The following is a 10,393-nucleotide window of genomic DNA, read 5'->3' as shown; positions in this document are numbered from 1 at the left end:
AGCTGCCCGAAGTCGGCGTGAAGTTATTGATACTCAACAGTAGCGCTTCAAAGTAGGTAGGTAAGTCGTCATAGCCACTTGGGTAAGCATTGGTGTCGCTCGTAATAAACAACCGCCCTGCATTGCGCTCGCGCGAAAGCCTGATAATCTCCTCGTACTGCTCAGGCGAAGCCGTATGCACCACGTGCAGTATCCTATCCGCATTCGCCGCATCCTTTTCAAAAGTAGAGTTACGCTTCTGATAATGATTGATATAGGTGTCAGCCGTAACCTCTTGGGTCATCCATATATCCGCATAAGGCGCAATACCATCGCGAATACCACCGCCGTTATTGGCAAGTACTGTCATTTCAGGGTATTTGCCCTTCACATATCGATAGATACTCGCCATATAATCAATCTGTTCTTGGGTCGAGCCACCCATCACCTCATCGACAAAATAGCCCGCAATATTTTCCCTCCCGTAGAAGTTCACAAAGTTGTCAATATCCGCAAACACCTCTTGAAGAGGGCGTGAGGATTGCCTCGTATAGGTATATCCCAAACTCCTGATACCCACACCCTTATTCCTCAAAAACTGCTCTGCATCCTCATTGCGGCGCACCAACTTTTGGTTCGTATGGCTCGTACCCTCATACGAACCAAATGCCACATACGGAAGCAGCCCACCGCCCATATCGGTAATACTCTTCCAGAAAGCAGCCCCTACGCCGCTCTTACTCGTCCAGCGGAAAGCAGGCATCATCACCGATTGGTTTTGCACGCCACCTGCCTCAGCACTACTACTGTGCTTTGAAAAGCCCTGCATATACCTCACACGTACCTGCACCTTACTCTGACCCAAACACATACTCGCCATTGTCAGCAAAGCCCACAACAGCCCATTCCTAAAATTCCTATTCATTTCACTAACTAATTATTTCAGATTCAGCTCTCAGCTTTTAGCCTTTAGAACTAACATACTGAGTTTTTGATCTTATTGTCAATAAGTGATAGCTATACAGCTTATTGTTATTGGTAAACTATCTGGAATATATAACTTTTTCTTTAAACTTGTTTAAACTTTTGAACTCTCCCTTTGTCTTCTCCTATTCCCTTCCTCATCCTGCAACGGCCTTGGAGGCGTGGCTGAGAAAATCAGCAGCACGAGCGTAGAAAATCTTTTCTGTTCGAGCGGAGCGAGTTAAAAGATTTTCAGCGAGGGAAGTTGATTTTCTCGCCTAAGCATCCAGAGCCTTGATTTTTTGCTTCTTTTGTATCAAGACAAAAGAAGTTAAATTAAAGAAAATCAACTAATTTTGGATATATCAACTACTAAGAATTAAAAGTTTAAACAACTTTTTTATTAAATGGTTAATTACCCCAGATTACACATTAGGATAATACTACTTTGGTTAATGTGCCACTTTCTCTTTGAAAGGAAAGTGATGTGAAGTCGTATGCGCAAGAGAGGGAGTGCTTCTAATGTATAATCTACAATTAACCATTGATCATTAGTCATTGACCATTAATCATTAATCCCTTCCCACTCAAAAAGCTCCATATCCCCTGCGCCTATCTCATACCTTCGCGCCTCACTCCAATCCACCTCTTTCAAACGTGCCTCCTTGCTCACTTCCTTCACCCCTGCCGAAGCCTCAATGCGCACCGAAAGCCCCTTCGTACAACTGTGATTGACAATCATTAAGTAATTGCGACCGCCATTCCTCAAATGCGACACCACAGCACCTCCATCGCCTGTGGTAATCCCCTTAAACGGTTTCGGCACCTTCAAAGCCTTTGTACCCTTAGGCAGCGTCTTGCCCGTATGCCATACGTCCACCACCTGCGCCCCCACAAACACCCCCGAGAGGGCAATCACCTCTTGGTTCACTTGTTTGATACGCTCATAACTCGCACTCTTCGAGCCATCTGCCTTTATCGGTGCCGTATAATGAGGCGCATCAGCTGGGGTAGAATACGTGTAGTACTGCAACAACTGCACCCCATAAGCCAAATTCGTATAAATCTGCAAACGCAAGTCAGCTACTGTCGGATCGGGGTAAGCACCACCGCCACCTGTATGCCGAAATGACGCACTCAACACAAACGCCCACAACGGTACCTTCAGCTCCTTAGCACGCCGCGAATAAACCTCTAAGTTCTCGTACCACAGTCCATTAACCCTACGCTCCACCTCACCGTCACGCAACACTATCGGGTAGAAAGTGCACGAAAGCATCTGCAAAGGCAGTGCGCTCGTTGCCTTCTTAAAATAAGCGTCGAACGAGGCACCCATCACCTTCTCCGACGTATCGAGTGAGAGCAAATTTACATAGCTAATCCCCTTTCTGTCAAATGATTGATACTTCTTCATCAGAGAAGCTACCCAGTCCAAGTCCTTCATCTTCGGCTCGTCGATGGTCGTATAACCCGCCAATGCAGGGTGATCCCTGAGCCGCTTGATAGCCATCTCCGTATCCGTATTCATCTCAGGACAAGCCACTAAGCACTTCACCCCTACCGCCGCCGATTTAGCTAAGGCATCCTCCACAGTCCGAAGACTGCCATAGCCCGAAAGCAACTGATAGTTAAACCCCGCCTCACGCAGCCACTGATATTGCTTCGCGTCCGCCCCCTGAGGCACCCCTATCCACGCCAACATCGGCACCTGTTCGCTGTACGTAATCCGATCGCCCGCAGTAGTATCATCTCCTTTTTGGCAACTATTTAGAAAAAATAACGCCAACAAACTCAAAAAAAAGACTCGCTTTTTCATCACAAAAATAAATCTTATTTCAAACCGCAAAGGTAGTACATTCCCCGAACATAGCCAACATATTTTTTAACAAATTTCAACTACCACACATCGGATCGATAACGAAGCGATAACGGAGAAACACTAAAAATTCACACAATCGCTTGCACAGAAGAAAATAAAGCCGTATCTTTGTCCGCTTAAACAGCAGTATTCAGATTTCCCATTGCGAATGAAAACGTCAAGTAAACTAACTATTAAAGTCATATTCAGTTACTTACTCCTCATTGGGGTATCCATAGTAGCGGGCTTCATCATCTATCAAGAAATCCATAAACTCGTCCTCCAAGAGAAAATCAACCAAGAGGATCGCAACAAAATTATCCAGATTAGCCGTATCCTCACAATGATGAACGACGCAGAAAGTGCTGGTAAAATCGCCCTCCGTACCGAAGACAACGAGGCACTACAATACTTCCTTGAGAAAAACAACGCCCTACAGAACGAAATCCTCAAGTTCCGCCGCGACATCACCTCCGAGAAGCAACTCCGCACCCTCGACACCGTCCGCACCCTCATACGCCTCAAAAGCGAGAACCTACAAGAGCTCAAAGCCTTTCAGGACAGCGATAGCACCTCCATTATCATACGCCGTGCCATCGGTAAGCTCTCCTCCTTAGAACCCTACTTAGGCTATCAGATTGACAGTAGAGCCTATATCCGTAAGCTGCGAAAAGCCGACAATGAAATCAAAGAACAGTCCGATATAGCCTCTATTTTAAAGAAATACAGGAACATAAAGATACCCAATAACCTCAAAAGTACCAAGTTCGACAACGTCGTACTCGAAACCCTGACGATGCTCAACAAGGTCAATGACGACACCCGCCAGTCCAAAAGCCAAATCAATGAAAAAATACAGATGCTCTGGCACAACGACGTGCAGCTCACCGAAAAGCTCAACGACCTACTCCTCAGCTTCGAAGACGAGATCTTAGCCAACTCACAAAAGCTCGCCAAAGAGCGCCGCGAAATCTTTGAAAATAGCAAAAACCTCCTGATGCTCGCCTTCTTAGTAGCCTTGGGTATCATCGCTATTTCCTCTATTATTATCGTCAACGATTTTGTAATGTCACAACGCTACCGTCGTAAATTAGAGACTGCCAACCGCAAATCGTTCAACCTCTTGCGCAATCGTGAGCAGCTTATCTCAATGGTAAGTCACGACCTGCGCACCCCTCTCAGCTCTATCGTCGGCTACTCTGAGTTGCTCAGCAAGCTCAATATCCCTGAAAAAGGCAAAAACTACCTCTCACATATCAAATACTCCTCTGAGTACATCTCCAAATTAGTCGACGAACTGCTCGACTACACCCGCATTGAATCAGGCAAAATAGCCCTTGAGAAAGTACCTTTTAACACAGCAGAAATCATTGACGAAGTGGCTAATAATGTCAAGTCAGCATACAAAACCAAGGATATTACTCTCTCCTTCAAGCTCTCCGACAACATCAATAAACTCAACTTCTCAAGTGATGCCTACCGTGTAAAACAGATACTCTACAACCTAATCTCCAATGCATTCAAGTTCACTGAGCGAGGTACCGTGCATATACAGGCAGACGCTCGTCCCTTAGGCGACGACGTCTATGAAATAGGTATTGGGGTAAGCGATACAGGTATTGGCATCAAAAAAGAACAACAAGAGCACATCTTCGACGAGTTCACCCAAGCCAACGACGAGATATCCAAGCGCTATGGAGGCTCGGGCTTAGGGCTACATATCTCACAAAAACTCGCTGCTCTACTCAAAGGAAAGATCTATCTGGAAAGTGTAGAGAATAAAGGTAGTACCTTCACCTTACATTTCTTAGCTGAAAAAATTGCCGAGAAAACCACCACTACCGAAATCATCACCTCACAGAAGAAAGCCCGCGATATCAGTATTTTAGTTATCGACGATGATTTCTCTATCCTCAACCTCATCAAAGAGCTCCTAAAACAAAAAGATATCAAAGCTATCCCATTCAGCAACGGAAAAGAAGCCCTCTCCAAGATGCAATCTCTGCACTTCGATATGGTCATTACTGATATCCAGCTCCCAGAGATGAATGGCTTCCACTTCGTAACACTCTTCAACGAAATCTATAAGGACGACCCTTACCCCGTGCTCGCAATTACAGGGCGTCGTGACGTACCCGAGAGCTTCTACACCAAGAGCGGTTTCTCAGGCATCTTGCAAAAGCCTTTCACCCCTGAGCAATTCTATGAGAAACTGAAGATATTCTTCCCCAAATTAGACGTTACCGTCAATCCAAACGTCATTATCTTAGGTGAAAATACTCAAAGCGGCAACTACACCCCAGAGGTGCTTGAATCCTTTATGGGCGATGATGTACAAGGCATTATAGGTATCTACAGACACTTCATCAATGAAACTGAAGAGAATTTGCAAAACCTCGCCCTAATGGCTGAGAAAAAGGACTACAAAGGTATACGCGCCATAGCCCACAAAATGACCACTATGTTTGCTCAGATCAACGCCAAGCGAGAGTCTGAAATACTGGTAGCCCTCAACAAAGTATCCAAGGAAAGCAACTTAGACCTACACTCATACGTCCATAAGCTCGAACAGCTCTTCAATGACGAGTGCCGTGTATCTATTGAGAACTACCTGAAAAGATTAGAAGAAATGTAACGCAAAAATTCCCCTTATTGCCTATGGAACAATAAGGGAATCTATGTTCTGCGTTCCAAGGAATCGCATACGGTCATCCAAGTCACTATTGTAGATATTATTAATCCGAGAGATAATACTATTAAAGGTGCCCTCAAGTATCCTGATATCACGCTTTAGCTCCTCCTCTTTAAAGTCGGGATTATTGCGCACATTATCCGCCAGCGCTTTGATCTGCGTATCAAGCAGCCTAAAACGCGACCTAACCGCAGGCACATTCATCCGCTCAGGAAAAGCATCCTCCAAAAGCAACTGGTGTAGTGCATCTTCTATCTGACGAAGCCAGAAAAACACCGAGTAATACGAGCTCTCCACATCCGTGTGTTGCGCCACAATCTTATCCGAATACGCCCCCAACTTAGAGAAATCCCTTGCAGGTATTTTCAACACCGAGCGGTAGAAAATAACATTATCATTCATCTTTACCTCAGGATCGAACGACAGTCGAATACTATACGCCTCCGACTTCTTCGGGCTGAAAGTCACCTCATAGCCGAACCAGTCATCAGTTAGTGCCGTCCTCTTTACATTAGCACTTGAAGTTGTAAGTGTATCCAGCGCCAATACCGCCGTAGTCACAGGAGTGTCACCCTGCAAAAACTCAAGATTCACCTTCGGATAGCTATTCTTTTTCATCACCACCGAAAATGTATAAGGTATCTGAGCCACCAAAAAAGTATCCCATTGCAAAAAGCAAAACTTACTATCCCTTTCCTTCTCAAAGCGGAAGATAGTATCCTTCACCCCCTCCACCGTGCGATATTCAATATCCACCTTAGCCGCCTCCTTCACCGTCTTTGAATTCATCGGATAGAGCCTATTACACACCACAAGGCTATCAGGATTGGTAGCTACCATCGGAGCAGGCTGCTTGATCTTCGTAGGTGCCATTGAGGTTACCACCTGCATCAGCACTTGGAAATCCTTCCATCGCCTCAAGTCCTCCTGAGCCGCAGGCGTAATATCATTGATGTGAAACTCAGCAAAGTCAATCGACTTGGTCTTATGTATCTTCTCTTGGTCGTCACCATTGCCATTGCGGCAAGCCATTACCAACACCAATAAGAGCAACAAAACTCCACTGTAAAACTTTATAAATGTATGCTTCATCCTTTTCGTACTTTTAAAACACCAAAGCCAGACTTATATACATAAATCTGGCTGTTAGTGATAAATCTAAAACCTAAATGACTATTTAGCTAACTTATTCAAATGCTTTGCTAAACTGCTCTTTAAATTCGCCGCCTTATTAGCGTGAATAATATTTTTCTTAGCTAACTTATCCAACATCGATACCACCTTAGGGAAAAGCGCCTTAGCCTCCTCTGCGTTCTCCATAGCACGTAGCTTTCTCATAGCGTTACGAGCTGTCTTGTGTTGATAACGATTGCGTAAACGAGCTGCTTCGTTTCTTCTAATTCTCTTTAATGCCGACTTATGGTTTGCCATTTTACTTTAACATTTAGTTTGATACCAATGCCTTCTCAGGCACTCTTTTCTACTCTTTACTTTCTTAGTAGTCCGTAGGGGAATCGAACCCCTGTTACAAGGATGAAAACCTTGCGTCCTAACCCCTAGACGAACGGACCCCTTTAAACATTTTTCATTATGAAGTAGTCCGTAGGGGAATCGAACCCCTGTTACAAGGATGAAAACCTTGCGTCCTAACCCCTAGACGAACGGACCATTTTTTACTTCACAACAACACGTTTTTGTTATTGCGGTTGCAAAGGTACGACTATTTTTAATTCCTGCAATTATTTTCCCAACTTTTTTCTAAAAAAAAACGCACCTTTTGTATAACAACTTCATTATCAATAGTAAAAAATAGCCCTCTACAGTAAAGATTTTTACAATCAACGCACGAAAACAATCTCATTTGCCTTCACCGAATGTTCCTTGCTAAAAGTGTAACCCCCTTCATTAAAGCCCTTCAAATCATCAACCGATTGGATATCGTTCTGAATGATATAACGCACCATCTGCCCTCGCGCCTGTTTGGTATAAAAAACAATCGTCTTAAGAGTATTCCCCTTCCAATCCTTAAATATAGGAGTAACCACCCGCCTGCCGAGCTTCTTAGTATTAATCACCTTAAAATACTCATTGCTCGCCAAATTCACAAGAGGCTCATCAGGAGCAAGCTCCGAAGCTAAGGCATTGGTAATCTTATCCGTCCAGAAATCATACAGATTTTTAGCACTCCCCACAGAAAGCTCCGAACCCATCTCCAAACGATAGGCTTGCATCAAGTCCAACGGGCGAAGCAGTCCATACTGCCCTGAGAGAATACGCAAATGTTTTTGCAGGTTAGTCATCTCCTCTTTAGTAAGGCTATAAGCATCTAAGCCCTCATACACCTCACCATTAAAAGTGTAAATAGCCTGGCGCGCATTGAGCATCGTAAAAGGCAACTCAAATACTTGGTTGCGCTCCCAATTCACGTCAGCCAACTGGCGCGAAATGCCCATCAAACGCATTAATTGATCAGGAGAAAGCCCCTTTAACACCCCATTAATCTCAGCCGCCTCCATAGGAAATGCAGGCTGTGAGAAATCCTCATACGGACGCTCCTTAGTGTAAGTAAGCAACTTGGCTGGCGAAATGACAATCTTCATAATCCTTAAATATTAAACGTTGAAGATACGCGTCTTCATCCAACGAACCGTGTCGGGAGTGAAGTGATTGATAAACTGACTCTTACCAGCATCCAGCTTAGCGATAGCCTTATGGTCGTCAGCACTGAGATGAAAATCAAAAACATTGAGGTTCTCCCTCATACGCTCAGGCTTCACACTCTTAGAAAGCACCACAATGCCCTGCTCAATAAAGTAGCGAATAATCACCTGAGCAACGCTCTTATGGTGCTTGTGGGCAACGCTCACCAAGGTCTGATTATTGAAAATATTGTTCTTCCCCTCGGCAAAAGGCGCCCAAGCCTCAGGCACAATCCCCTCAGCTTTAAGCAAATCCACCTGAGCCTTCCGCTGATGAAAAGGATTGATCTCTATCTGATTAACCATCGGCATCACACTGTTGAAAGTCCCTAAATCCACCAATCGGTCAGTGGCAAAATTGCTTACCCCAATAGCCTTTAGCACGCCAGCCTTATAAGCCTCTTCCATAGCGCGCCACGCCCCATACGTATCCCCATAAGGCTGATGGATGAGCAGCATATCAATATAATCAAGCCCTAAACGACTGAGCGAACGCTCAATAGAAGCCTTAGCCTTCTCGTAGCCCATATTCTCGACCCACACCTTAGTCGTCACAAAGAGATCCTTACGAGCCACACCCGACTGCTTAATCCCCTCACCTACCTCAGTTTCATTGATATAGGCTTGAGCAGTGTCAATATGGCGATAGCCCGCCTCAATAGCGTTTGCCACGGCAGCGGCAGTCTCGGGGGCTGGAATTTGAAACACACCAAAGCCCACCACAGGGATTTTCACCCCATTATTCAATATTGCTGTTTGCATAATACTTGCTTTTTTAATGAGGCTACAAAGGTAAGCAATAGAAACATACGATACAAGCATTTTAGTGATTTTAACACAATTATAACAAATCTAAGAAGTGTGCTAATGGGTATGTATCACAAAATCAGATGTTAATATACAACACCCTATCAACAGAGATATTTCTAACCAAGAGCCCCTTTCTAAAAATACCTAACGCAGAAAATTTTATTAACCATCCATTGTGCATTGTAAATTATTTCTTACCTTTGCAGCATCTTTTTAGCAATACCACAACACAACACAATCCCTCAATATTCTAACCACTAACTACGAATCCCTAACCTCTCTCCGTAAGAACAACCTAAGAGCAAGGTAAGAGGAACGTAAGAGCAACTCCGAACACACCCCGAACAAATCTCGAACACTCACTGGAAGAAGAACCTATCTTCTCAGGAGCTTTTCACATCCTTAATAGGTACTTTTTCGCACCATATTACTAAGATAAAGGTACAGAAATAAATACTGATAAACATTAAAATAAAAGAAAATAACTATTCACTCGCAAAACTTCTGAGAATAAGAGAAGGATCCTCATTATGACGACTCACTGCAATTACAGTAATAAACAAAGACCCCCACTATTAAAGCCAAAAAACAAGCCCCGAAAGCATTATAACTTTCGGGGCTTGCCCTCTTATACCAACTACTCTAAATATCATTCGCTGTCGTCATACGACCTCAAAGCTCGAAGCTCCTGCTTCCCCCGTCTTCTCTCCTTCTTAAAACTCTTATCCTTGTAAGAAGGTTTAAAGTCCGTGCCCGTAAAGGTACGGATAGGATTGCCGCGCTCCACCTCAGTGTGGTTACCCCACAAGCGTTGCGATAGCGCAGCAATACGCTCAGTCTCCACCTGTGCCACACGCTCTTTGAGTCGCTGGGTGGCGAGCTTCTTGTTCTCAAGCTGCGAACGCGAGTCCTGCGCAAAGACAGCAATACCCGTAGGGGTATGCGTAGCCCGTACCGCACTGCTTACCTTGTTTACATTCTGTCCGCCCGCCCCTTGTGCACGCACCGCTTGGTACTGCACATCGCGCTCGTTAAAGGCGATAGGCTCCACATCCTCGAGCACAAAGATACCGATATACCAATTGCTGCGCGGGTGCAACTTGCGAAAAGTGCTCTTACCAACCCAGCACACCGTAGCAGCAGTTTTATCCCCCAGCCACGACTGCAAGAATCCGCTGAGGTCTTTTCCCCGCAGCCGTAAGGTAGCCGACTTCACAGTGAGGTTCGCATCACCTTCCTCGCGAGCGATCAGCTCCGTACCAATCCCCGCCTCTTTAGCCTCTTGCAAGAATATCTTCAGCACCTTTGCCACTACCCATTGGCACTCCAACGGTGCTAACCCTGCACTTATTTGTATGATTTTTTCCATTGATTTTAGTGTTTAGTAATTAG

General features: G+C 44.8%; 8 protein-coding genes and 2 tRNA genes (1 of these 10 only partly in view). 1 reads left to right on the top strand and 9 read right to left on the bottom strand.

The features are described 5' to 3' along the window. Positions 1-904: the 5' end (the start) of a spherulation-specific family 4 protein gene (locus tag AXF12_RS03770; protein ID WP_082752968.1), read on the bottom strand. 908 nt of this gene lie to the left of the window's left edge; only the first 904 of its 1,812 coding nucleotides appear in the window; it begins with the start codon at positions 902-904; its stop codon lies off the left edge, out of view. Positions 905-1,507: 603 nt separating this feature from the next. Further along, a complete protein-coding gene (locus tag AXF12_RS03765) occupies positions 1,508-2,758 on the bottom strand; it encodes a hypothetical protein (protein ID WP_066428456.1) in 1,251 nt (416 codons plus the stop codon). Positions 2,759-2,969: 211 nt separating this feature from the next. Between AXF12_RS03765 and AXF12_RS03760 the strand changes: the two genes are divergently transcribed. After that, complete coding sequence (locus AXF12_RS03760) at positions 2,970-5,435, top strand: ATP-binding response regulator (RefSeq protein WP_066428454.1); 2,466 nt, start codon at positions 2,970-2,972, stop codon at positions 5,433-5,435. Between the two features lie 21 nt (positions 5,436-5,456). Here the strand turns inward: AXF12_RS03760 and AXF12_RS03755 are convergent, their stop codons facing one another. The 7 genes from AXF12_RS03755 to prfH form a co-directional block, all read right to left on the bottom strand. Then, entirely contained in the window at positions 5,457-6,584 is a 1,128-nt protein-coding gene (locus AXF12_RS03755; protein ID WP_231909943.1) for a hypothetical protein, read from the bottom strand. An 81-nt stretch (positions 6,585-6,665) separates the two neighbouring features. Further along, positions 6,666-6,923, bottom strand: a complete 258-nt coding sequence (gene rpsT / locus AXF12_RS03750) for a 30S ribosomal protein S20 (protein WP_066428452.1) — start codon at positions 6,921-6,923, stop codon at positions 6,666-6,668. A 68-nt stretch (positions 6,924-6,991) separates the two neighbouring features. Further along, positions 6,992-7,063, bottom strand: a tRNA-Glu gene (locus AXF12_RS03745). A 25-nt stretch (positions 7,064-7,088) separates the two neighbouring features. Further along, positions 7,089-7,160, bottom strand: a tRNA-Glu gene (locus tag AXF12_RS03740). 170 nt (positions 7,161-7,330) lie between these two features. Next, positions 7,331-8,092, bottom strand: coding sequence for a peroxide stress protein YaaA (gene yaaA, locus AXF12_RS03735; RefSeq protein WP_066428450.1), 762 nt, complete (start codon positions 8,090-8,092; stop codon positions 7,331-7,333). A 12-nt stretch (positions 8,093-8,104) separates the two neighbouring features. Continuing rightward, positions 8,105-8,953: an aldo/keto reductase gene (locus AXF12_RS03730; RefSeq protein ID WP_066431738.1), complete on the bottom strand. Its 849-nt coding sequence runs from the start codon at positions 8,951-8,953 to the stop codon at positions 8,105-8,107. Positions 8,954-9,650: 697 nt separating this feature from the next. Next, complete coding sequence (prfH, locus tag AXF12_RS03725; protein ID WP_066428448.1) at positions 9,651-10,370, bottom strand: peptide chain release factor H; 720 nt, start codon at positions 10,368-10,370, stop codon at positions 9,651-9,653. Positions 10,371-10,393 lie beyond the last annotated feature (23 nt).

The sequence above is a fragment of the Capnocytophaga haemolytica genome (assembly GCF_001553545.1).
Classification (GTDB): domain Bacteria; phylum Bacteroidota; class Bacteroidia; order Flavobacteriales; family Flavobacteriaceae; genus Capnocytophaga; species Capnocytophaga haemolytica.
This window is presented reverse-complemented; position numbering and strand designations above follow the sequence as displayed.

Bases quoted from the DNA above. Each gene is read 5' to 3' on its own strand.
- AXF12_RS03765 (WP_066428456.1), bottom strand. From the start codon at position 2,758: ATGAAAAAGCGAGTCTTTTTTTTGAGTTTGTTGGCGTTATTTTTTCTA.
- yaaA (WP_066428450.1), bottom strand. From the start codon at position 8,092: ATGAAGATTGTCATTTCGCCAGCCAAGTTGCTTACTTACACTAAGGAG.
- AXF12_RS03755 (WP_231909943.1), bottom strand. From the start codon at position 6,584: ATGAAGCATACATTTATAAAGTTTTACAGTGGAGTTTTGTTGCTCTTA.
- rpsT (WP_066428452.1), bottom strand. From the start codon at position 6,923: ATGGCAAACCATAAGTCGGCATTAAAGAGAATTAGAAGAAACGAAGCA.
- AXF12_RS03730 (WP_066431738.1), bottom strand. From the start codon at position 8,953: ATGCAAACAGCAATATTGAATAATGGGGTGAAAATCCCTGTGGTGGGC.
- prfH (WP_066428448.1), bottom strand. From the start codon at position 10,370: ATGGAAAAAATCATACAAATAAGTGCAGGGTTAGCACCGTTGGAGTGC.
- AXF12_RS03760 (WP_066428454.1), top strand. From the start codon at position 2,970: ATGAAAACGTCAAGTAAACTAACTATTAAAGTCATATTCAGTTACTTA.